The sequence below is a fragment of the Fusobacterium ulcerans ATCC 49185 genome (assembly GCF_900683735.1).
Lineage (GTDB): Bacteria > Fusobacteriota > Fusobacteriia > Fusobacteriales > Fusobacteriaceae > Fusobacterium_A > Fusobacterium_A ulcerans_A.
The window spans coordinates 955,883-982,059 of record NZ_LR215979.1 but is presented as its reverse complement, the minus strand read 5'-3'; the positions used below and the strand labels follow the sequence as shown (position 1 = coordinate 982,059).

12 protein-coding genes are annotated in these 26,177 nt (G+C 31.8%); 3 read left to right on the top strand and 9 right to left on the bottom strand.

Features of this window, described 5'->3' with window-relative positions; translation table 11 throughout:
- Window positions 1-46: 46 nt before the first annotated feature.
- Window positions 47-1,399 carry a Na+/H+ antiporter NhaC family protein gene (locus E0E45_RS04425; RefSeq protein WP_130890053.1) on the bottom strand — a complete coding sequence of 451 codons (1,353 nt, stop codon included), beginning with the start codon at window positions 1,397-1,399 and terminating at the stop codon, window positions 47-49.
- 297 nt (window positions 1,400-1,696) lie between these two features.
- Here E0E45_RS04425 and E0E45_RS04420 point away from each other — a divergent pair, with 297 nt between their 5' ends.
- Together E0E45_RS04420 and E0E45_RS04415 are read left to right on the top strand one after the other, a co-directional pair.
- A complete protein-coding gene (locus E0E45_RS04420; RefSeq protein WP_130890052.1) occupies window positions 1,697-2,629 on the top strand; it encodes a LysR family transcriptional regulator in 933 nt (310 codons plus the stop codon).
- Window positions 2,630-2,887: 258 nt separating this feature from the next.
- Entirely contained in the window at window positions 2,888-3,364 is a 477-nt protein-coding gene (locus tag E0E45_RS04415; RefSeq protein ID WP_130890051.1) for a DUF302 domain-containing protein, read from the top strand.
- A gap of 117 nt (window positions 3,365-3,481) precedes the next feature.
- Here the strand turns inward: E0E45_RS04415 and E0E45_RS04410 are convergent, their stop codons facing one another.
- The 8 genes from E0E45_RS04410 to E0E45_RS04375 form a co-directional block, all read right to left on the bottom strand.
- Complete coding sequence (locus E0E45_RS04410; protein ID WP_130890050.1) at window positions 3,482-3,943, bottom strand: hypothetical protein; 462 nt, start codon at window positions 3,941-3,943, stop codon at window positions 3,482-3,484.
- A gap of 84 nt (window positions 3,944-4,027) precedes the next feature.
- Window positions 4,028-14,197, bottom strand: coding sequence for an autotransporter-associated N-terminal domain-containing protein (locus E0E45_RS04405; RefSeq protein WP_130890049.1), 10,170 nt, complete (start codon window positions 14,195-14,197; stop codon window positions 4,028-4,030).
- A gap of 12 nt (window positions 14,198-14,209) precedes the next feature.
- Window positions 14,210-14,770 (bottom strand): hypothetical protein, encoded by a 561-nt coding sequence (locus tag E0E45_RS04400; protein WP_130890048.1) that lies wholly within the window; start codon window positions 14,768-14,770, stop codon window positions 14,210-14,212.
- Between the two features lie 455 nt (window positions 14,771-15,225).
- A complete protein-coding gene (locus E0E45_RS04395; RefSeq protein ID WP_130890047.1) occupies window positions 15,226-16,674 on the bottom strand; it encodes an alanine/glycine:cation symporter family protein in 1,449 nt (482 codons plus the stop codon).
- A 12-nt stretch (window positions 16,675-16,686) separates the two neighbouring features.
- Entirely contained in the window at window positions 16,687-18,276 is a 1,590-nt protein-coding gene (locus tag E0E45_RS04390) for an amidohydrolase (protein ID WP_130890046.1), read from the bottom strand.
- A complete protein-coding gene (locus tag E0E45_RS04385; RefSeq protein ID WP_130890045.1) occupies window positions 18,277-19,005 on the bottom strand; it encodes a gamma-glutamyl-gamma-aminobutyrate hydrolase family protein in 729 nt (242 codons plus the stop codon).
- 405 nt (window positions 19,006-19,410) lie between these two features.
- Window positions 19,411-23,208 (bottom strand): autotransporter domain-containing protein, encoded by a 3,798-nt coding sequence (locus tag E0E45_RS04380; protein WP_130890044.1) that lies wholly within the window; start codon window positions 23,206-23,208, stop codon window positions 19,411-19,413.
- An 884-nt stretch (window positions 23,209-24,092) separates the two neighbouring features.
- The gene (locus tag E0E45_RS04375; RefSeq protein ID WP_130890043.1) at window positions 24,093-24,941 is read right to left on the bottom strand and encodes a MurR/RpiR family transcriptional regulator; all 849 of its coding nucleotides are present in this window, start codon (window positions 24,939-24,941) and stop codon (window positions 24,093-24,095) included.
- Window positions 24,942-25,094: 153 nt separating this feature from the next.
- On the opposite strand from E0E45_RS04375, the gene E0E45_RS04370 reads away from it, so the two are divergent.
- Window positions 25,095-26,150 (top strand): alanine racemase, encoded by a 1,056-nt coding sequence (locus tag E0E45_RS04370; protein WP_130890042.1) that lies wholly within the window; start codon window positions 25,095-25,097, stop codon window positions 26,148-26,150.
- The last annotated feature ends 27 nt before the right edge of the window (window positions 26,151-26,177 follow it).

Below are 26,177 nucleotides of genomic sequence, written 5' to 3'. Positions count from 1 at the left end.
ATAATTCCCATTTTATACTTTTTTATTTTATACTTCCATTTTATATTTATCCCTCTGTTTCAGCTTCCTGATATAATTCAACACCCATTTTTTCCTCTTTTGTTCTTAAAAGTCCAAACTGAATGGTAATTATTGCTGCTATTGCCAGTAAAAATGGATAATAAGAAACTCCTGCTATTGCAAATGGGGAAAGCCCTGTCATTGTACTTGCAAGAAGCATTTGTCCACCATGCGGTATTATTCCCTGCACTGCACAGCTGAAAATATCAAGAAGGCTTGCTAAACGTTTTGGTGCTATATTATAAATTTTAGCAAATGTTTTAGCTAAAGGTGCACTTACAAGTATTGCCACTGTATTATTTGCCATTGAACAGTCAACAAGAGATACTAATGCAGATATTCCATATTCTGCCCCTCTTCTAGAATGGATTCTCTTCTCCAATGAATTTACAAGCCAATCAATACCTCCATATTCTTTAGCTATTCCTGTGAGTCCACGAAGTACTATTGCAATTATGATAAGTCCTGACATACCATTAATTCCTTTAGCTATAGCTTGAGCATATGTGGAAAAAGTAAGACTTCCTGTTATAAATCCTATTACTCCACACATTCCTGTTCCAAGAAGTAAAACAACTATAACATTCATTCCCAGCAATGCTGTAATTAAAACTATAATATAAGGAACTATTCTTACCAGATTATAAGTATATTCTCCTGTAAGTTCTTCCCCTGCTCCAACAAAACTATATAAAATTATTGCGATAATAGCAGCCGGAAGAGCAATCAATAAATTCATTTTAAATTTTTCATTCATTTTACATCCAGCACCACGAGTTGCTGCAATTGTAGTATCTGATATTATTGAAAGATTATCTCCAAACATTGCTCCCCCTAAAACTGCTGCTATAGCAATTGAAGGTGATATATTTGCCTTCTCAGCAAGCCCTATTGCAATAGGTCCTATTGCTGAAATTGTTCCCATTGAAGTTCCCATAGCTGTTGCAATCAGAGCTGCTATGATAAATATTCCAGAAAATATAAACTTTCTTGGTATTATTGAAAGCCCTAGATTAACAGTAGCATCTACCCCTCCCATTCCTCTTGCTGCACCTGCAAAGGCTCCTGCTAGAAGAAATATGATACACATTAAAATTACTCCTGAATCTCCCCCATGTTTAGATATAATATCAATTTTAAAATCCACTTTATCTTTTCCCATAATAATAGCAGCTACTAATCCTCCTAACAGAGCTGCTTCTCTAGGAACCTGATTAAATGGTTTTTCTATTCCCATTAAAGTAAAAAATATTCCTGAACCAAGATAAATAATTAAAAAAACTGCCAGTGGAAAAAATGCTTTTATCCCATAATTTTTTTTAGATTGCAAATTATCCATACCTTCCTCCTTCTCATTTCATAATTAATTCCCACTCCAGATCGCGCAATCTTTGTTTTAAATTTGTTCTACTTATTTGTAAATAAATCAATTAATATATTTTTATAACAAAAGTATAGCACAGCGATTTTATAACTGTAAAATACCTAAAAAATATCTCTAGTTATAACAAATAATTATACCCCCTTAAATGTTCTCTCTTAGTCAGATAAAGTTATAAAAGAATTTAAAATATAGACTTTTTTTTGATTTTTAGTATAATTATGTTAAGTATTCTTAATAAAAGAGGTGATATAGATGACATTTCAGCAGATTCAATATATAATAGAAATTTCCAGATGTGGCTCAATCAGTAAAGCTTCAAAAAATTTATATGTTGCTCAACCTTATTTGAGTAAACTTTTAAAGGAATTAGAAGAGGAGATAGGCATAACGATTTTTAATAGAAATATAAAGGGAGTAGACCTCACTGATGAAGGGAAAGAATTTATAAATCATGTAAGACCTCTTTTAGAACAAAAGAAAAAGATCTTAGAAATGTATTCTCAACACAAAACAAACCCTACTATGTATGCTGCTGTTTCTACTCAAAGATATCCTTTTGTTATAAAAGCTTTCATAGAATTTTTTAAAGAAAAAATTACAGATAAATTTGAAATTCATATAAGAGAAGTTGGAATGTATAAAGTGATAAATGATGTTTATTCAAAAAGAAGCAGTATTGGAATAATATTTATTTCAGAATTAACTGAAAAATTTTTAAAGAAAGTATTGTCTTCTAAAGATATAGAATTTTATGAAATTGTGAAATTAACTCCTTGTGTCTTCTTTCATAAAAATCACCCTTTAGCACAAAGAAATGAAATAAGTATAAGTGATCTCTATGATTTTCCATTTGCATCTTTTGAAGAAGAAGCTTCAGCATCTATGGATTTTGCTGAAGAATTTTTACTTTATGATTTTAATCTCATAGAAAAAAAGATATTTGTTGAAGATAGAGGTACTATGATAAATATTCTCACTAATACAAGAGCATTTTCTATTGGAACAGGAATTCTTCCAACAGGATATGCTGGACCAGAAATAATAAGCAAACCTATTATTCAATATAAAGATGAAATAAGGCTTGGATGGATAAAGCTTTCTAATACTAAATTAGATAACGATATGGAAAAATTTATAGAAAATATAAAAAATATAGTTTCTGAAACAATAAAAAACTTAAACTAAAAACTGCTCCTCCTAATAAAATTTATAATAGTCATTATCTCAGACTCTAGTTTTATTATTTTTTTATCTAACTTAATTTAAAAAATAAAGTTACTTGACTTAATAAAGTTTAGATGATAATATAGGAATATAGATATGAAATGTTAAGAAAGTGACAAAAAGTCAAAGGAAATTTAAAAGTTATATCTTGGTTTTAAGTCATTTGCCTGCAGAAATTTAATACTTTATTTATATAAAAAATAATCTTAGGAGGAATTTATGAAATTAATTTTATTTGTATTTTTAATCAGTTCATCTTTTTTATTTGCAGATAACTCAAGTTTAAAACAAAAAAATCAAGTTGTTGCTGAAGAGGCCTTTTCCAATTATACAAGCTCATTTAACTTTGAGGAAACAATAAATGTAATTGAAAAAGAATTAAAAACTTTAGGTATTCCTATTTTTGCTGAGTTTGACCATTATCAAAATGCAAAGGAAGTAAATCTGGATTTAAGAAAAACTACGGTTATTGTATTTGGTTCTCCAAAGGTAGGAACATTATTAATGCAGGCAAATCAGAATATAGCATTAGAGCTACCTTTGAAACTATTAGTGATGGAAGATAATTCTGGAAATACAATTGTTAGATTTAAAAAAATGAAATATACAGCTAAAGAATACAATTTAGAAAATAATGAAATTGTAGTAAAAATAGATCAGTTATTAGAAAATATAGCTCAGAAATTAATTAAATAATACCAATTTAAAAAATCGAGTTTTTATAAAAGGGTGACTTATAAGTAGAAATTTAATCTATCTTATCTGTCACCCTTATTTTATATTATTATTTTAATGTAAATTATTTCACAGAGTCTAATTATTTTTAAACTTAGACTTTTCATAATTGTAAGGAATACTTGTTCCCACAAGGACATCTTCTATCTTATCAATGATAAGCCAGTCATCCATATTCCCCTGTCTGTCAAAATCAAGAGGTTCTATAGTTTCTACTTTTTCAAATTCAATAAGACAAAGGCATTTTTTATGCCAACGTTCTTTTTGCTTATCTGTCATATTTAATTTTTTCTGATTTTCTTCAAGTGTTTTTATTATTTCATCATCAGATAATTTTACATAGTTTTGAACAGCTTTTACTACTGCTTTTTCAGTTATTTTAGCTGTTCCTTTTTTCATAAAATACAGTACTTCCCCTTGAAAAACCCTGCTGTGAGGTATTTTTCTTCCAGCTGCACCACGAACTATCATCGTTTTTGTTCCATCTTTGATTTTCTCTAACACTTTTTCTTTATCATCACAATAAACTAAATGAACCATTTCCCCTCCAGATTTTTTTAGATAAGTGAACAGCTGAAAAGATTTAAATTATATTTTTCTCATAAGCTGCTCACTTCAGTATTTTTAGAATTTGTAATTAAATCTTACTCCATATTTGATTGATGAATCTTTTTTGTGTCCTTCATCTGCTGCTTCTACTTCAAAAGTAACCCCCATATGGTTAGCTTTCTCTATTGTCAATCCTACTTTTCCTATAATTTTTCCTTCTTGTTTCTCTGGAGTTATCAAACTATAGTATCCTTCTCCACCATTTTTCAATCTAGCTTTATTTCCATCATAGTTCTCTCCAAGTTCATACACATATTTTACATCTCCAGTCACTTTTACTGAAATATCAGATCCAGCATAAACTTTATGATGTGCTTTTACCCCTGCTCCAAGCTGTGCACTAAAGTAATCATTCTCTTTAATTTGAACTTCCAGTCCACCATTGCTTCCAGCTCTTTCCTTGAATTTTCCTATCTTTCCATATTCAAGTTCTAAGTCAGTATATATATCCAGCTGGCTCGACAGATCTGTATATATAGTTTTGCTAAGTTTATTGTCAATACTTACTGAATATGTATTGTAGTCAGCTTTATTCTCATAAGTTTTGTTAAGTTCAATTTTTCTTTTAGCACTATGTCTATTATACCCTAATTCTACTCTAGATAGCAATGAAACTTTGTTCTCATCACTAAGATTTTTGACGTTATGAACTCCAGCTCTCAATGAATAAACATCTTCCTTTGAACCTCCATCATCAAATTTAAATTTAGACCCTGCAAATCCTAATGTATATCCATATTTACTTCCATATTCAGCTCCTTCTTTTTCTTTCATATAAAGTACACCCATTACTTTATAGTCATAGTCATCTATTCCAAGAGTTGAATCTTTATAGTTTCCATCAGTATAAATAATACTGTATTTACTGCTGTCTTTTGTTAAATTATATGATGACTCTAATTCATAGAAAGAGTTATCAAAAGCTCTATTGATATCCTGCATTCTTCCTTGGATAGTTGCATAAATATCTCCTCTCAGTTCTGCAAGAGTTCTCGTAGCTTCTTTTTCAAAGCTGCCTGTATCAAGTCCATCTAAGTATTCATTTAATCCTTTCAATATCTCAGCATCTCTGCCCATACCATTACTATTTTCAAGTATATTATCCAGTCCTTTATCAAGGGCATCAAATTGCTTTCCTATAGTAAGATCTGCATATGGTCTTTTAACAATAACTAAATGTCCATCACTAGTAACTTTAGCTATAAACAGTGGAGAAGTTACAGGAGTAAGTTTATTTCCAGTAATAGTTCCTGCTGCTGTATTAACAAAATCTTCTATTAAGTATGTTCTACCATTTCCAGTTGAAGCAAAGTTTGAAAGAAGTCTTACTTCCCCACTTACACTATGAGCGTTAAATAATGGAGTTCCAGTTGTTACATCTACAAATGCTCCATTAACTATTATAGAACCTGCAGTTGAAAGTGTTCCTCCAATAGCTACATACTTGTCATTTATTGTTATATTTCCTTTTGAATCTACAACAACACTTCCTATATTGGCAGTAGAAGATGTTCCTGAAGTATCTTCATCTTTTCCTGTTCCAGTAACATATATGTTTCCTCTGTTTACTACTTTTCCACTACCTTCTATTCCTGTTCCATTAACTACATTGATAGTCCCATCATTTACAAGTTCAGAACCTACACTTAAAAGCATTCCAACACCTTCAATTACATTTATAACGGAATTATTGATTATTGTTCCTCCAGCGTATGCTGCCATACCTACAGTAGAAGCCCCACAATTAGCTAATGTTCCTCCTAAATTAATAGTTCCATTATTTACTGCTATTGCTCCAGCTCTTACCAGAACACCAATTCCCCCATTATCTATATTCATAATTCCATTATTTGTAAATTTAGTTTCTGCTCCTGTTCCAAATACTCCTAATGAATGATCATGATTTACTGTTATTATAGTTCCTGCTGTATTTACAGCTTTACTTCCAGAAGCCAGATAGATTCCAACTGAATTTTTGTGTTCTGCTACATTTGCATGGTTTCCTCCTGGTACAGTTGTAACTCCTACTGTTATATTCCCATTATTTGTTATGTTATTATTCCCAGAAGCATAAATTCCAACAGCAGCTTCTCCAAGGACCATATCTGCATCATTATTTATAGTTGCAGTATTTGAAGTAATGATATCTGCTTTTCCTTCTTCCTTTATTACCTGCTGAACATAGATTCCATAACCTCCATCTCCTACATTCCAGTTTCCAGATGAAGTAGTTATAACTCCTGTTCCCAGAGATTTATATATTCCAATAGATGCTTCTGATGTTCCTTTATTATCTACTGTTATATCTCCAGTATATGAAATATCTCCATTTCCAGAGCTTACTATTCCAACACTTTTTCCAGCTCCTACAAACATATTTCCTGATACCAGCATATTTATATCTTTTCCATAAGCACCTACAGCTTTATTAGTTCCCACTGTAATATTTGGTGCTGTTACAGTCATAGTTTCTGTTCCAGTTCCTGCTCCATAAATACCTACAGCCCCTGCTCCAACTGAAATAGGTGCTCCTGTCTGTGAAATATTTCCTACATTCACTCCATAGACACCAATACTGTTGGCTCCTACTGATACAGCTCCTGTTCCTGTATATGTTCCTCCATCAAGATATACTCCTATTGAAGCTTTTTCTCCTGTTGAAGAAGTTCCAACTAGTACAGCTCCTCCTATATTTAATGTTCCCCCTTCATTATACAATCCGATATTTTTATCCCCTGATACATCAATATTTCCAGTTACTCCTACATTATTGGAAACAGTTCCTTTTACCATTACCCCTACCTGATTGCTTCCTGTTGTTCCAATAGTAGTTCCTGCCAATGTTCCAGAAGATTTATTTAATATCAATCCAATAGTATTATTTCCAGTTTGATTTATTGTTGGAATAATTCCAACTGAGGTAACACCATCATAATAAATTCCTATTGAATGTTTCTCTGATGTTCCAGCTTGTACAGTTATAACAGTAGTTCCAAATGATGGAGCTGAACTTTTTACATAAGCACCTATTCCTCCATTTTTTGCTGTAATAGAAGAACCTAGAGTATTTACACTTCCTCCTTCTGCTACTATTCCAATTTTATTGTCAGCTACAAGATTTCCAGAGAATGTGAGATTTCCTCCATTTGAATATACAAATACTCCATCTGTTCCTACACTGATTTTTGAAATATCATTTATTATAACAGAAGAAGAAGCTCCATTTACATATACTCCTATTCCCTTATCTCCTGCTGAAATATTTGCAGAAGTTCCAATTGTTATATTTGAGCCATTGTCAGCTACAAGTCCTATTGATGTTTCTCCATTTCCAACTCCAATAGTTCCATTAACTGTTCCACTTGTTCCTTTAGCCAATACTCCTATACTGTCTGCTCCTAAAGAAATTGTTCCCATATTTAAAGGTGCTCCAGTAACATTTTCCAATACAACACCTGTATTATTAGATGCTCCAGCAACTGAAGTGATATTATTTGATATTATTCCAGTTATTGCCCCTTTAATATATGCTCCTATTCCTCCTGCACCAATCATTTTCATGTTGTCATTCTGTATTGACAAAGCTGTTCCATTGTTAGAAGAATAGATACCAATTCCATCTGTTCCTACATTGATTTGCCCAGTATTTACTACATCAGCAATATCTGTATATATTCCAATAGAGGCATTACTTGATGATTTTCCTGAGGCAGTTATTGTACCACTATTAGCTATTGTTATTCCTGCTCCTGGAAGCGAACTCCCTTTCATAGCTGCAAGCCCTATTCCACCTGATGATGCTGTTATATTTCCAGAATTTGATATACTTTGTGGTGTAGTTGTTCCACTATTATATTCTCCTAAAAGTCCTACTGCTCCATCTCCTACATTAAGATTTCCTGTTGATGACAGACTCCCATTAGATGTTGATGCAAGCGAACCTGATCCTGTAACATTTATATTATTTCCAAGAGTAAGATTTCCTCCATTATTAAATATCCCTATTCCTCCACCTGACAGGAAATTAAATGTAAGGTTTCCTGTTATTCCGAGGTTTGCAGTTCCTTTATCCACATAAATCCCTGCTCCTCCATCAATATTTAAAGTTGCATTTCCTGTTGTCAAAGTAGAATACTCAGTTACATATACTCCTACTCCTCCTTCAGTTTTTACAGTTCCATTAAGAACTAAATCCACCCCTGTAAAAGTTCCAGTATCATTTCCTAGATATATTCCTACTCCATTTCTAGCATTTACATTTACATTATTTATAGTATATGTAGATGTAATTCCTTTATCTAAAAGTATCCCTACAGATGTGTCTGATGTATTCACTCCAGTAGTTATCACTGCTCCATTTAATGAAACTGTACCATCTAGGATATATGCTCCTACTGATCCTGTTCCTGTTGTAATATTTCCTGATATTACTGAATTATTCTTAGCTGTAACTCCTATTGCTCCTGTTGATGTTGAAGAATTTACTGTAAAATCAATCTTAGCATTATCACCATAAACTCCTACAGCTCCTGAAGCTATATCTAAAATTCCAGATTTTATTTTATTAGAACCTGTATTTTCCAAATAAATCCCTATTCCGCTTGTCACTACTTCTATTTTTCCTGCTGACCCATCAAAGCTATTTCCTGCCCCCTCTACATATACTCCTGTTCCTTTATCTGTAGTTATAGTTCCACTGTTTTTCCCTGAACTTGAAGCAGTTCCTGAAATATACATTCCTAGATTTTGTCCAGCATCTGTTATTGTTCCTAGATTTTCTACAGAGGCTGTATTCTCTGCTGCCATACCTACTGAAGTACTTCCTAGATCATTAAGCAGTATCTTTCCCGCTGTAGAATTTATTCCCTGACCATTTTCAGAATATATTCCTATTCCTCCAGCTCCATTTAAAGTAATATCTGCATTAGAAGTATATTTAGAATTCCCTCCAATAAAAGCTCCTATATTTCCAGTCTTTCCTGCAAGAGTAGTAATATCTGAATTATTTGAAAGATTTATTCCATCTGCTGCATATATTCCTATTGTATTTCCATTTTTTAGATTTATTTTAGAACTGTTAGCCACAGGTGAACTTCCTGTTCCTTTGCTGTAATACACACCAATATTCTTATTTGAAGTGGTATTTTCAACATTGATATCTCCTCCAGCAGCATAAGCCCCACTTGTTAGATACATTCCTGTTCCTATTCCTGTCGTTGTTTTTAAAGTTAAATCTGTTACTCCTCCTACTCCTATATTTAATTTTCCACCATCTCCATATACACCGATTGCATCATTTTCAGCAACTACAGTTCCTCCTATATTTGAAGCTCTATCTACAAATATTCCAGTTGTTTTTGCTCCTGTTGCTTCAACATTTACAATAAGGTCATTCTCTCCTTTTGAATAAAGTCCAACAGCCTGATTACTTACCTGTATTTTCCCATTTCCTATATATGAACTTTTACCTGATGAATTTTCAAGATATATTCCAACTGTTTTATGTCCTGTAGTCACTGGTGTTCCAACTCCATTTACACTCAAAGTTTTTCCAGCATCTAAAGTTACCTTAGCTCCATTTTTTCCATAAGCAAAGATATTTTTATTTTCATTAGACTGAGAAAAAAGAATATTGTCTTTTATTTCAACTTCTGCATTCTCTGCAAATACTCCTACACTTTCTTTTCCAGTAAAAATAATACTTCCTAAAGTATTTAATTCTGCCTTAGCTCCATCTTTTACATATATTCCAGTAGAACTATCTGCTCCTAAATTTATTGTTCCACCATTTGAAACTGTATTTCCTGTTCCTGAAACAAACATTCCAATGTGTGTAGAATCATTTATGTTTATAGTATTGCTGTTGATAATTTTTCCAGCAGAAGTGTACATTCCTATTGCACCAGTTTTTCCAGATAATAGATTTATTGTTCCAGCATTAGTTGCAGTATTATTTAAACTTCCTTTTTTCAGGTATATTCCTACTCCATCTTTTCCAATATCCAGCTGGCTGTTTGAAACAAAATTAAGATTTTCAACATAAATAGCTGTTGCTTTCTCAAGATTTTGAGTATTTATTCCAAAGTTTAAAGTTTGTGTCTCTGATCCTGTTCCTTTTCCTTTATAGAAAACAGCTGTTTGCCCTGTTGTTCCACTTCCATTTTGATTTAAAGTTAAAGTTGTTGTATTTAATACTGTATTTTCATTAGCCAGTACTCCTATTGCATTTGTTCCTAATTCAAGAGTTCCTATATTTGTTATCTCTGACTCTTGGTCAGCATAAATACCAATAGCTCCTGACCCAGTTGATATAGTTCCAGTATTTTCTAAAGTTGCATCACTTCCATAGATTCCAACTGCCATCTCTCCAGATGTAGAATTGCCTATTTTAATATTTCCACTATTTTTAGCTGCTGCATCAGCTTTTGTTCCAGAAGGTTTATTATTAAAAGCATATATTCCTATATTCCCTTCTCCTGCCAGTTCTATATCTCCGCTATTATTAATAGCTATTGTATTTTCTCCTACTTTTCCACCAAATTCATCGATTATTGGTATTCCCAATGGCTGTTCTCTGTTAGTCATTCCCAATATACCAATAGCTTTATTTCCAGCTACTTTTATACTTCCCTGAGTATTTACTTTACTTCCATTTACAGCGTATACTCCTACACCTTTATCATTTACAGGACCGCTTCCAGTTTCTACTTCAATAGATGTTCCAGAATCTGCATTTATTTCCCCATAATTTATATATAATCCAATAGCTCCTGCTCCCCCAGAGTCTGTTCTATTTGCTGATACTTTAGCTCCTCCATCAATAGAATTATACTTCAAATTGATTTGAGTATCAGATACTGCTGCTGCTGCTTTACTTGAACTCATTTCAAGTCCAACAACCTGTCCTTTAAAATAGTCATTAGCATAAGTACTGTCTGTAGAAGCATTTACCTCTACTCCAGCTGCTACATCTAATTTCAGTCTTTGAGCTAAAAATCTTCTTGAATAAAAATATCCATCTGAAGTATTTACAGTAGAAAACTTATCCATATCTCTATCTATAGTAAGGTCTCCCCCATCTACTGCTGCTACTTTATATTTATCATATGTTCCATAGATATCAGTTCCTGGGTTAATATTTATATTTCCCCCTAGAGCTGTTATTATAGTTCCCTGAAGATTTGAGCTTTGCAGTCCTGTTGCATTTTTCAAATTAGCAACTATAGCATCATTTGACATCATAGTTATAGTTGTATTACTCAACTTTATTGGTCTAGATGCTTCTGCAATATTCAAGTCCATTTCAAGACCTGTTGCATTTCCCCCAAGTATTATTTGAGAATTTGTTAAATCAATTTTTCCAGCTCCATCAGAATATGCAGCATAACCATCTCCACTATATTCTAATTTTGCTCCATTTAAATTGATACTGCTTCCTGTACCAAAGGAAGCTACTCCTGCTGATCCATTTTTTACACTTATATCTGCTCCCTGTATATTTATAACAGATCCATTCCCAGCATAAACTGCCAGCCCTTTTGTCACAGGATTAGAAGTATCATCAACAGTTATATTTAATTTTTTTCCAGCTGTAAGAGTTATTGTTCCACCATTTCCATAAATACCTGTTGCTCCATTTTGGGCTTTTATAACAGTATCATTATTTATTGAAGTTGCTCCAGCACCAGTATTATACAGCCCTGATGATTTTTCTCCATTTACTTCTAAAGTTCCTGAAAGATTAAATTTTCCCTCATTAGAAATAGCAGCATTTTTTTCAGACCCAGTCATTTTAATTGTTCCTGTATTTTCTCCCTGAGTCCATTTATCTACATACATTCCTGTACTTTCTTTACCACCCAGAATGATAGTTCCACTGTTTCTGATATTCATTTTAGATGAAGCAGCTGTTCCAGTAGCTGATAGTCCTGTAGTTTGTACAAGACCGCTTCCAACAGTTATATTTCCGCTATTATATATATGCTGTGTCTGTCCATTAGAATGAGCAACTGTATTTCCGCTTCCACTGGCTCCAGTTGTTGTAATATCAGCCAGTATCTGAATTCCATATTTATCTGTTCTTATAAGGGTACTGTTAGTAGCTCCTGTACCTATATTAAAATTTCCCATTACCTGATTATTAAATATAAAGTCATTAGTATTATTAGTTGAATAATCAAGCAGCCTTAAAAATCCTATTACTTCATTTCCTACTATCTCTACATTAATTCCAAAAAAGTTAGATATTGGATTTGCTCCACTTAGCACACCATGATTTAAATTCCCAGCTTCTGTATAAGGATTTGGAGCTGAAGAAAGAGATTTTCCTATGGCTAATCCTACATTCTTCTGTCCACCTACAGTTATTTTTCCTGCTCCTCCTGATACAGTTACATCATCATAATATACATTATTAGAAGTAAATATATTCTTCATTCTATAACCATAGTTATTTTTACCATTTACCTCAATATTTCCAATTTCAACATCAACTGGAATATAAGTTTGAGCTGTATAAGCACCAAAATCTATCCCTATACTATTTTCATTATTTATTATAATAACCCCTGTATTTTTAGTTTGGTTGTTATTATACTTAGTTCTTCCTGTTTCATTAAGAGCTTCTGTATCTATCATTATTCCTATAACATTATAACCAGAATTCAGTGTTATTTTTCCTTTATTATTAAATATTGAATAACCAACTCTATTATCCTGACTATCCCATAATTGATGCTCTACTCCTACAAGTATTTCATACGTTGTTCCTACTACTGGATTTATTTTAGATGAACCATTCAATACTAGTGTTCCAGTGAATTCTGCTGTTTTTGCTCCTCCACTTTGTCCCAGCCATCCTGATGTCAGTCCTCCACCCATAGAAGGAAACCCATCAGCTGTGTTTCTTCCTGCTGGATTATGACTCAAAAACATTTTTGTATATGTAGCATCTGAAGCTCCATAAGACATTTTATAATTTCCACCAATAGTAGCATTATGATCTCTCAACTCATTAATAAAGGCATTTGTTCTCCCTGTATTTCCTGGAATCAATATCTCACTAAAAGAATACTCTACTGTAGTTGAAGCATGTATATTTCCATTACTCCATACAGTAGCATTCCCTCCTGCCACTATTTCTACTGGACTATCTTCTGTATTTCCTGGAGTAGAATAATTTTCATAGTTTTCTATTACTATATTAGCATCTATCCCTCCTCTTTTAGCTCCATTTTGTACTGACCCTATTCCATATGACTGCCCAAATCCAGTTCCTACAAAGTTTAAAGCTGGTGGAGTAAATTCCACTGGTGCTATTATTGTTGGTGTAGAAGGTGCTGCTGGAGGTACTATCATAGTTGGATCATATCCTTCTGGTGCTGCTGGAAGATTAACAACTATATTTTTTTCAGCTGGTTCTGTTGGAGTTGGAATAACTGGAGCAGTTATTTCTATTTTATCTACTGCTGATGGTGTTGCCACAGTTACACTTACTCCACTTGGTGTTGATGGTATGCCTGGCTGAGTTATAGATGTGCTTGGTACTGTAATTGCAATTGGATTTACAGCTCCTGGCAAAACTCCTAATACTACATTTGGGGTAGTCACATTTACAGATACACTTGGATTTATTTCTGGCATCTCAGGTTCTAAAAGCTGAATGTTAGCTCCTAGATCTATCTCTTCTCTGAATACTGAAGTATCTACTGCTACTCCATTTCCTGACATTACTTTATCTTTTCCAATATTTCCAGAAGATTTTAATGTACTTCTTCCTGCTCTTGTTCCATAATATTCATTTATTGCATCTATTGTTTCTTTAAATTCTTTATCAGTTCTGTCTTTTGTTTTTCCACTATCTAAATGCTGATAAGTAAAAATCACCTGTGTACTTGGAACTAAAGATTTAGAATAAAAGTCACCTTTTCTTACAAGCTCTACAAAGTTTGAATTATATTCTTTTATAAGTCTTTCATTTTCTGCTATCTTCTTTTTTATCTCTTCTCTCTCTACTTGGATTTTAGTTAAAATATCCCCTTTTGCTTCCTGTATTTCCTCTGTTGTTATTCCAGCTCCTAATGATATTCCTCCTGTTATCATAAATGCTATAAGCACTGAAAAAGAATAACTGACTTTTCTTTTTAAAAATCTTTTTAAAGATTTTTCTATCTCATTTTTTTTCATAAACCTTCCCCCCTATTTCCCCACTTTTACTTTTTGTTCCATTCTATCCAGTTTAGTCAAGTATTCATTAAGTTTTTTATTTTCATCAGATAAATTCTGAACTTCAACATTTTTAGAATTAAATTCTTCATATACTTCATCAAATTTTTGACTTAAAAATACTCTATTTTCTTCCCCTTCTATTCCTAAATCTTTTTCAAGATCCATTATCTCTTTCTCTTCCATTTTCAAGAAAGCCATTCTCTCTCTTCCTGTTTCAAAAGCTGCTGTTGTAGCTGCTGCTCTTACTTCAGGATCATTTTCACTTCTGAATACTTTTTCTTCAAGTGATTCATTCATATCTCTTCTGATATCTTCAAGTATTTTTTTCCCCTTTTTTTCTTTTTCCTTTTCTGCTGCTATTCTAGCTTTTTCAGCCTCTTCAATAGCTTTTTGTTTCGCTTTTTCCTCAAACTGTATTTCTCTTCTTATCTGCTCAAGTACTTTTCTTCCTTCTTTTTCACTTACTTCCTGTGAATAAAGTATAGTTGTCAAGCAAGATAAAAAAAGGATTACCCCAGTTATTCTTTTCATAATCTCTCTCCCTTTCCATATGTTTTATATAGAATATTTATTTATAAATTTTGTTATTTTATCTATTTTTGACGTACAAATATTTTAAATACAAGATTCTAAGAATATGTTCGTTTTATTTTTGTGTAAAAATTACATTTTTGTAAACAAAATTTATTTAACAAATTATAACATATTATTTTTCAGCACACAAATTAAATAATGATGTTTTTTTAGCACATATGTTATCAGTATACTCATCTAAGTTATCTATATATGTATTTTTTTCTCTGTTTTTAAACAAAAAAAAAGACTGCTTAACAGTCTTTAATTTTTTTATTATATTCTTAATTTTAATTTTTATTCTTTATTAGTACACCTTTTTTTATCTTTCCCTTTTTAGTTATTCCTCCACTTTGATTAAAAAAAGGAGTCTGCTACAACTCCTTTTTTTATAGGTATCATATCAAATAATATTAGTCTTCTTCATAGAATACTTTTATTTTATCTTCAGGTTTAACTTCTTCTTTCAAAATATATTTAGTTTTATAATCTTTGAACAGTTTAAAGAAAGTTCCACTTAATGAAAGCATAACTGCTATATTAATAAATGTAGGTACTGCTGTTGTAAAGTCAGCGAACAACCATACAGTTGATCCTGGCATTCCTATAGTAGTTGCCATAACCACCATTACAAATCCTGGTACTGGATAGAATATTTTATAGAATTTTAATATTCCATCTTTTAATTTAGGAGATGATTTCATAAGGTGTCTTAAAATAATTTCATAATAAGCATACCATCCAGATGAAGTAGTTACTCCAAATAGGAATATTCCAGTTGCTATGAATATTTTACTTGCTGATCCCATACCAGTTGCAAAAGCATTTAGAGTAAGAGTAGCTCCTGTTGCTCCACTGCTCCATACACCTGTGATGATTATAACAAGACAAGTCAAAGTACAAACTACGATTGTATCAATGAATACTTCAAATGCTCCCCATAGTCCTTGTTTAATAGGATGGTCAGTCTGTGCAGAAGCATGAATCATTGGAGAACTACCCCATCCTGCTTCATTACTGAATACTGATCTTGCCATACCGATTCTCATTACCTGGCTGAAAGCTGCTCCAGCAAATCCTCCAGCTGCTGCTGTTCCAGTGAAAGCTCCTTTAAATACAAGCCCTAATGTTGCAGGAAGGTTTCCAATATTTATAGCAACTATATATAATGCTGCTCCTACATAGAATACACACATAAATGGAACTATTTTTCCAGCTAATTTTCCTAGAGATTTGATTCCACCAATTATCAAGATATAGTTACATACAATGTAGATGATACTTGCGTAGATTATTTTAATTCCAAATGCAGCACTTACAGCTTCTGATACTGTATAGTTTTGTACTGTTATAAAGAATGTAGAGAATATTCCCCCACCAAATATAGCTGCAGGTATAAGCCACCATTTATGACCTTTTTCTTCTCCAAGACCTTTCTCCATATAGTAAGTAGGACCTCCATATGGATCTCCCTTTTCATCTTTCTCTCTGTAGTAAACTCCAAGAGATACCTCAGCCATTTTTAATATCATTCCAACAAAAGCCGCTATCCAAAGCCAGAAAAGCGATCCTGGGCCTCCTACTGCCATGGCAGTAGCAACTCCTCCGATGTTACCTACTCCAACAGATCCCCCAATTGCTGTTGCAACTGCTTCAAATGGAGTAATAAGTCCTTTTCCTTCTCCCTCTGCCTTATTTCCCTTTTTAATTATCTTGCATATAGTTTCAGAGAAAATATGCTTAAGATGAAATACTTGGAAAAATCCAGTTTTAAAAGTGAAATAAAATCCTGTTCCTAAAATGATTACAATTATAGGCAATCCCCATAGGAAACCAACCAAAGCTTCAAAATACGCCAACATTTTTATACCCCCTTAAATATTTATATATAGTATCTCTCCACCTATGATTGTTGAATCAATCTTAGTAGAAAGTATCTGACTTTTTTCAATAGTGAATATATCTCTATCTAATACAACAAAATCTGCCAGTTTGCCTTTTTTCAAACTACCCTTTATATTTTCTTCAAAAGATGCATAAGCACTGTTTACTGTATAGCATCTCACTGCCTCTTCCACAGATATTTTTTCATTTGGAAGCCATCCCTTCTCAGGATAAAAATTAATATCCTGTCTGTTCACTGCACAATGTATTGACCTTATTACATCTGCACTGTCTACAGGAGCATCTGAACCAAAACATAATCTTATCCCTTTATCAAGCATAGTTCTCCATGCGTATGATTCCAGACTTCTTTCATATCCCACTCTGTCTTCTACTATGTGCAGATCATAGTCCAGAAATATTGGCTGTATATACACTATAATATCCAACTCTTTTATTCTGTCTATAAGCTCCATTGTAGTTATCTGACAGTGAACTATTCCATGTCTTTTTCTGTTGAGTTCAGGAAGTTTTTCAAAACTGTCTAATGCCATTTTTACAGCTCCATCTCCTATAGCATGCACTGCTATTTGATACTCCAATGAATCTGCATATTTTACTATTTCATCAAACTCTTCCTGTGTATATGTCACTACCCCTTTATTTTCCTTTTCCCCAGCATAAGGCATTTGCAGCAAAGCAGTTTTTCCTCCCAGTGATCCATCTAGCAGAAGCTTTATAGGTCCCATTTTGAATCTTTCATCACCAGTTCCAGTGAAGTATTTGTATTCAGACAGCTCTTTTATTCTTTCTTTTACAGGCATAAGCCCCTGTTCATATACTCTCATTTTTAATTTTCCCTCTTGTTTAAGTTCTTCATAAGCTTGTATAACTTTTTTGAAGTCCTTATCTGGAAATGATTCAAAGTCATCTGTCTGTACAGAAGTTATTCCCATTGCCAGAAATTTTTCCTGAGTTTCCAGAATTATCTCTTTCATTTCCTCAAGAGAAAGTTTAGAGATATGTGAGTACACAAGATACAGCGCATTCTCTGTAAATATTCCTTTTTCATAATCTATATCTCCACCAAAACATTCTGTTTCTGGTGTTATACCACAAAGTTCCATAGCTTTGCTGTTGATTACAGCTACATGTCCACAGGCTCTTGTGTAGCATACAGGTATCTCTGTAGATATTTTATCTAGATCACTTTTTTCAGGTATTCTCTTCCCCCCTATAAAAAGGTCCTGATTCCATCCTCTTCCCAGTATCCATCCCCCATAAGGTGAAGTTTCTTTTCCAAGGGTAATAAGTTCCTCTATATTTTTGCAATCATTTAATCTTATTTTTTTACCAGTATATCCATAATTCATAAAATGTACATGACTGTCATTGAATCCTGGCACTGCTGTTTTCCCTTTCAAGTTGATAACAACTTTATCTTTTCTAGCTTCAAATTCTTTTAATACTTCCTCTGTCTTTCCAACAGCTATTATCTTTCCATCTTCTACAGCTATTGCTTCATATATATTATTATCTGAGTCAAAAGAATATATTTTCCCATTTGTGAATATATGCATCTATTTTACCTCACAACTTGCTACAAATTTTTCAAATATTTTTTTCATTTCCATATTTCCTCTAGCAGTCATCATTTCAGGATGCCATTGAATACCATAAAGGAATTTATGTGCTTTCATTTGAAAAGCTTCTATTACTCCATCATTGGCAGTAGCTATTGTAGTAAGTCCTTCTCCAAGTTTATCTATAATCTGATGATGGAATGAGTTAGTAGCTATCTCTTTACCATACAGCTCAAAAAGTATGTTGTCCTCTTCCACAATATTTACTCTGTGTGTAGCCAGTTCAGGATAAAGATCCTGTCTATGTTTTTGAACTTCCTTTCCATAATATCTTAGATCTTGAAATAATGTTCCATTGAAGTAGATATTTATAAGCTGATGTCCTCTGCATATTCCCAATATAGGTTTTTTAGTTTTCAAAAATTCTTCTAATATCATCATTTCGTAAGTATCTCTTTCAGGTGATATTACATTTATCCCCTCTTTAAAATCCTGTCCATATAAGAAAGGATTCAAATCTGCTCCACCTGATAAAAGCAATCCATCTATCAATTCTAATTGGGCTTTTATTATTTCTATATTATCAGTTACAGGAATAACCAAAGGAATTCCTCCCCCTGCAACTACTGCTTTTGTATAGTCTATGCTCAATGTAGTTCTATGATAATTTCTTAACCCTTCTTCCTTTTCATGTGCTGAAGTTATACCAATTATAGGCTTTCTCATATTACACCCTCCCTTTATCTTTGTAGTTCTTACTACAAGATACAACATTTCTGTAGTTAAGTCAACAATAATTTTCAATTTTTTTATCATTTAATTTAAAAATAATATTAAAAGTATATATATAGTACACTTCCCACCATTTATTTTTCTTAAAAATTTTTATTATAAAAGGACTGACTTATGCAAGGTGCAGAAATCAATCCTTTTCAATTTTGAGAATAGAGTAACTTACGATCTGTCTTCTACTCTTTCTACTATTTTACTATTTTTATTTATCCTAAATATCTTTGATACTCTTAATCCTGTTATTTCTTTTTAAAAAATTTTCATCAGTTCTTTAATTACTAAAGTCGATACTCCCTTTAGATTTTTTTATTATCTGAAAATTTTTCTCTGTTATCTTTATTAAAACCTATATCCCAATCCTGTTCCAACTATCCATTCACCTTTAGTTCTATTCTTTCCAGAATTATTATGTGAATCTCTTTCTACTATATAAGTTCCTTTTACATCAAATAGTACTCCATTTTCAAGTTCAAGAGCATATTTTGCATTTACTCCTATACTATGTTCATTTTTATGAGCAACCAATATATCAAAGTCCCTTCCACCTTTAAATCTTCCTGTGATAACCTCCTCATCTGCTCCATCTAATATTTTTGTATAGCTTACTCCTACTGACATTGTACTCTTTCCTTTTTCATGAGGTATTACTTTTTTAAGGTCTAATCCTACTTTAGCAGATGTATAGTCAAATGATTTAGAATCAGTTTCAATAGCTAAAGTTTTACTTCCTTCATTAGCTCCATCTTGGTCTATATATGTATATGATAAAGTTCCATATGGTTCTAAGAATAAGTTCTCTCCAATATTATGAGAGTATCTTCCATTCAGATAGATATCATATGTTATATCAATGTAGTTATCTGAATATTTCATTACTGATTCTGCTGTATCAGAAGCCACACTATTTATAGCTAATCTATCAACATCATAATCTCCATATTGGAATCCTGCTCCTGCTGCTACTTTTAGATTTCCTATATATTTCTTTGCATAAGCTCCTAGATACAGTGCGCTTCCATCTACTTTTGAGCCATTAGACAAGTCAGATTTCAGCTTGTTTCCTCCAATTACTATTCCTGATGTTAATGTATCTGATACTCCATATTCCCCAAGCATATATGCTCCAGTGATTTTTGTATCTGCGTCCATGTCAGAACTTCCTATGTCATATGTGTAATATCCTTTTCCATAATATGTATCTTTTGTTCCACCATCTACATGAGTAAGTCCACTATAAATTATCCATTTATTTGTTTCTGGTTTAAAAATATTTTCAGTAACTATATCTCTAAACATCCCAGCAGATTTTCTTGAAAGTTCAGGACTATACGAGTAAGGATTTCCTGCATAGATATCATTCAGATATCCTAAGAATGTTGATAATTTCTCATCATCATCTACATTAAAGTTCCCTAATTCATCTACTGAACGAATACTGTGATATATTTTATTCAGTTTTTCATAAGTTATGTCTGTAGGAAGATCAACTTTAGATGTAATTATTACCTCATTAGTTGTTCCTTCTACTCTCTTTACCCAGTGAAGCAGAGATGTTGCAGCAAAATTTATCTCTTCTTCATTCTTTGTTTCATGGGCTGTTACCAGACTTCCATCTATAGTAGTATCTCCAAAACTTATCACTTTTTCATTTCCTGCTCCATTTACTGCCAGCAGCAGTTTTCCTCCAGTTGAAATTATTTCTCCATTATTTCCATAGAGTGCATGACCTATAATCTTGTCTTGTCCTCCTAAATTAGCTGTCTTAGCTGAATCTATTTTCAGGGTAAGTACCCCATCTGTTTCTATTGTTATATTTTCTGCTCCTGTTATGGCTAAATCTCCTAATGTTCCATCATCTTTAACAGTTTTTTCAAATAAAGTTACATTTGTATTTATATTCATATTTTCAAATCCTGATATGTTATGATGAATATTTATTCCATTGCTATTTGATGTTCTTGTTGCTGGTGAATTAAAACTAAGAGTGTCACTTTCCATTCCTCCATCAAGAGTTCCATTGATAATACTTCCTGCTTCTATTGTAAGGGTATCATTAGCATTTCCCATAGTTATATTTCCATTAACCATTGCTCCAGATTTTAAAGAAAGATTATCATCTCCAGCTCCTCCATCAAAACTTCCATTGATAATACTTTCTGCTTCTGCTGTAAGGGTGTCATTCCCAGCTCCCGTAGCTATATTTCCATTAACCATTGCTCCAGATTTTAAAGAAAGTTTATCAATTCCTTCTCCTCCATCAAAACTTCCATTGATAATACTTCCTGCTTCTGCTGTAAGGGTGTCATTATCAGCTCCCATAGCTATATTTCCATTAATTATTGTCTCTTTATCAAAAGTAAGAGTATCATCTCCTGCTTTCATATCTATATTTCCATTGATTATAGTATTTTGAGTTCCTTTTCCCCCTGAATACTGAACTTCTCCAGATTGAAGTATCAATGTATCTCCAGCACCGCTTCCTGATACTGTTATTTTATTTTCTTCATCTACTCCGCCATTTACTATTGTTCCTGATAATGTAAGCTGACCATCTGTTCCTTCAAAAATAACTGCTGTCCCATAGGCATTTATTATTGAACCTTTTACCTCTTTGTCTGTTCCAGTAACTTTTAATGTCTCATTTTTTCCATTTAGTATTAAGTTATCAAATTCATTAGGAGCACCTAAAAATTCAAAACTATCTGTTGATGTTCCTATCCCAGTTCCTCCTCCTTGGATAACAGCATTTTTTATTACCAAATCTCTTGTTATTTGATATCCAACATCATTATAGCCTACAAATACAACTCCTGGTGGGCCAGCTGGATGATAATTAGAACCATTACTTACTATTCCAGTAGCTTCTGCAATCTCTAGTCCATAATTCGCTGTAAGGGTTATTGTCCCATCATCTTTTATAGGCGAATCTCCTTTTGTTGCTAATATTCCATTGTTATATATAGAACCTATTTCTCCACCAGCAGTATTGTTTATAGCACTGGTTTTACCATAAATAACTCCTGAATTTGATATATGAGCTATTCTTTCAGTACTTTGATTATTAATTCCATAACCCTCACCTTGTGTATCTTTTTCTGCTATTATTCCACTATTTGCTAGACCTTCTATAGTGGCGTTATTAGCAATTCCTGCATATGTTCCTGTTATTAACCCACTATTTGCCGCCCTTGTGATAGTACTACTACCATCATTAAAAATTCCATAACCTATATCTCCTTCAGATATTCCTGTTATTAAACCATTATTTACTAGACTTCCTATAGTAGATACTATATCATTATAAATTCCTAAACCTTTACCTCCTGTAACTGTTCCTATTGTTACTCCATTGTTTATTAGTACTGTTATTTCTTCTTCATTATTAATTCCATAACCTTCTCCATTACTTCCTGTAGCTGTTCCTGTTATTAAACCTGTATTTGTTAGACTTCCTATAGTTCCTGAAAAATTATAAATTCCTAAACCATAATTACCATCTTCTACAGTTGTTCCTGTTATTGAACCACTATTTATTAAACTTTCTATATTTCCTGAACTTCCTGAGTCACTATAAATTCCTACACCTTGTCCAAGAGCTCCTATAGATATTCCTGTTGTTGAACCATTATTTGTTAGACTTTCTATAGTTCCTAAAAAATTATAAATTCCTGAACCAGTCCCCCCACCTTCTTTAGATATTCCTGTTGTTGAACCGTTATTTGTTAGACTTCCTATAGTTCCTGAAAAATTATAAATTCCTAAACCGTTTCCATTAAATCCTGTAGATGTTCCTGTTGTTGAACCGTTATTTATAAGTTCAAATCCCCCTAAATTTCCTTCTAATTTTAATCCATAACCACCTGATTTAGGAGCATTACCTGTTCCTGATAATGCTATATTATTTATATAAATGTTTTCATTCCAGCTGTTTTCACTATATGGATTATCTGTACCTGCAGGATCACTGTTGTCTGTACTGAATTTTATTGTTCCATTATCTTCTTTTATCCACAAATATTCATCTGTTCCCATTACTGCTGTACATGAAAGCAGGAATCCTACTACTGCTCCTATTGTTATATTTCTGCTTCTTTTCTTATTCCCTCTTTTTACTGCCTTCATCATTTCTTCAATCATTATTTCCTCCCTGTTGATATTTTATTTAGAACTTATATCTCAATTCTCTTTCTATTGCAATATTTGCTCTTTAAAAAAAAAATTGGTGTAAATTTCAAAAAATACTTTTTAAAGTTCGCTTTTATATAAAAAAGAGAACAGTAGTGTTTATTGGTTATCTAAAAAAACCTTTAATCCATAATTTGAAACTGTATACTTACACTATAGATAATACATCATTTTAAAATAAAAGTCAATATTTAGTATGTTAATAATATTCTTTAAATTTAATAAATGAAAGATAGTTCTTCTTTTTATATAAAAGAGAACTTTTTTATTTCCTCTCTTTCCTATTAAGATTCCAAAAATTCCTGCTTCAAAGAAAATATTGAGAAACCTATTTTAAGAAAATTGTCTGAAAAAATTATTTTTTTAACACAAAAAAATACAGAGATTTTACTCCCTGTACTTTTTTATTTATCGATTTTATTTTTTCTCACTTACTTTTTCCTCTTTCCTCTGTGTGCATTATTTATAGCTTTTATTATCTTCTTAATGAAGACTATCTTCTGATATCTCAAAAAAAAACGTTAAGGGTTTTTCCATGAACGGTTTTACCATTAATGGTTTCTTAATGAATAGTTAAAAAATTGATTTTCAGCATATTTTTAATTTAGTTTTATAATTTCTTCCTGTATTTTTATTTCTGTTTTTAAAGTGGTTGAAAGATTTACTATCTACTTTAAAAGTTTTAATAAAAAAAATCCATGAATTTTAGAATTTTTATCTCTAAAATTACATGGACTTAAAAAAATTTTCTTAATATTATTTTCTTTATATATAGTAATTTAATTAAAAATGTACCCTTTATTTATTTTACCCTTTGAAATTATTATATACCAATATTAATTTTCTGATGTAAATAGGAAATCTTTTACAAGACTATTTTCTTTCAATTCTGCATATATGCTTGTTTTATTTTTTTCAAAAAGTGCTGTAAGTATTATATTACACAGTTCCATTGGTACTATATAAGAATTAAAAAAACCATTATTTTCAACAGATATTTTAAAAACAATGTCACTCAAAAAACTTATTTCAGAAAATACATTGCTTGTAACAGTTATTATTTTTGCTTTCTTTTCTTTTGCTAGCTTTACAGCTTTTATCTCATCATTTAAAAATCTAGGAAAAGCAAATATTATAACAATATCACCTTTTTTTATATGAGAAAAAGCTTCATATAGTCCCAATCCGCCTTCATTTACACATTCTGCATTAAATCCAAGTCTTTTTACATGCCAAAACATAAATTGAGATATAGCCCGACTTGAACCTATTCCTAAAAAATATATTTTCTTGGCTTCATCTATCATTTCTACAGCTTCATTTACTTGATCAAAGTCTACATTTAATAAAAATTCTTTTATATTTTCAAGATCAGCATTAACTATTTTATTTGCTATATCATTTTTAGAATTAAAATTATCCCAGTTTTTTACTATCCTGTCATCTGGGCTTGTTTCACTAAGTTCTAAAGCTATATAGTTTTTAAAATCATTAAATTTATTAAACCCCATAATTTTAGAAAATCTCAAAACAGAAGCATCACTTACTCCTATCTCTTTTCCTAATTCCAATGCCGACAAAACCATTACCTTTTTAGGATTCTTTACAAGAAATTCAGCTATTTTCTTTTCTACCTTAGTGAGTGTTTTGTAGTTTTCTTTATAAAATTTATGTACTTTATCCATATTTATTCAACCATTCCTTTTCAAATATAAGTTTCTTTTTTAATTATAACATAATTTAACTTTTTCTTGAAATTTTCCTTTTAAATATTTTGGGGTGTATTTTTTCTAATTTATGGTGTAGAATGTAAATAACAAAAAAATCAGGAGGAGTGTATGGTTATCAATTCAATAAAAATGGTTATCGATCAAAAAAATCTATTACATAACATAGATTATTTAAAAAAATTAAGAGGAAAAAATATCCTTCCTGTTGTTAAAGCCAACGCTTATGGACATGGGGTAGAGTTGATAGTAAAGGCTCTTTATGCTGGTGGACTGAAAGAAGTTGCCGTAGCACGTTATATTGAAGCTGAAAACATCTTGAAAATGAACTTAGGAAATGATTTTAGAGTTCTCGTCTTTGAAAGTATTGGAGATATTGAATTGATAAAAAATAATCCTAATCTAGACATAGCTGTCAATGATCTTAACGAACTAAAAGATTTTATAAAAGCTGGAATCCCGTCTGATAGAATGCAGCTTAAAATAGATCTTGGATTTGGAAGAAATGGTATATCTCTTTCTGAAATATCTGAATTAGAAAAATTCACTGATGAAAATAATTTAAAGTTTAAAGGTATATTTTCACATCTTTTTGCTGTAAATTATGAAGATGGTTTGGAATTAATAGATTTATTCACAGATGTAGTAAATTCTATAGGAAAAGATAAATTTGAAATGATACATCTGCAAAATAGTGCTGCTGTAATGAATTACAATTGCGAGATAGCTACTCATATGAGAGTAGGGATGCTTACATATGGGCTGCAGGAAGTTGGTTATTTTGATCCAAATTTAAAACAAGTCTTTTCTTTAGAAGGACAGATAGCTGGTGTAAGAGATATTGAAGATCATAAATATGTTGCATATGAATTAAAAGATGATCTGGATATTGAAGGATGCAAATATTTGGCAAAAATAAAAATAGGATATGGGGATGGTTTTCTTAAAAGAAATGAAAAAAGTAAATGTATCATCAACAACAAAGAATTTAAAATAGCTCAAGTAACTATGGACAATACATTTATAGAAGTAGATGGAAGTGTAAAAGAGGGAGATAAAGTTCTTTTATACAATGACATCACTAAAGCTGTAAATTTTACTGGAATGAATATATATGAACTTTTAACTATATTAAGTCCTAGAATCCCTAGAGTATATAAATATTAACAGTCAATAAATTAATAGAGTTAAAAT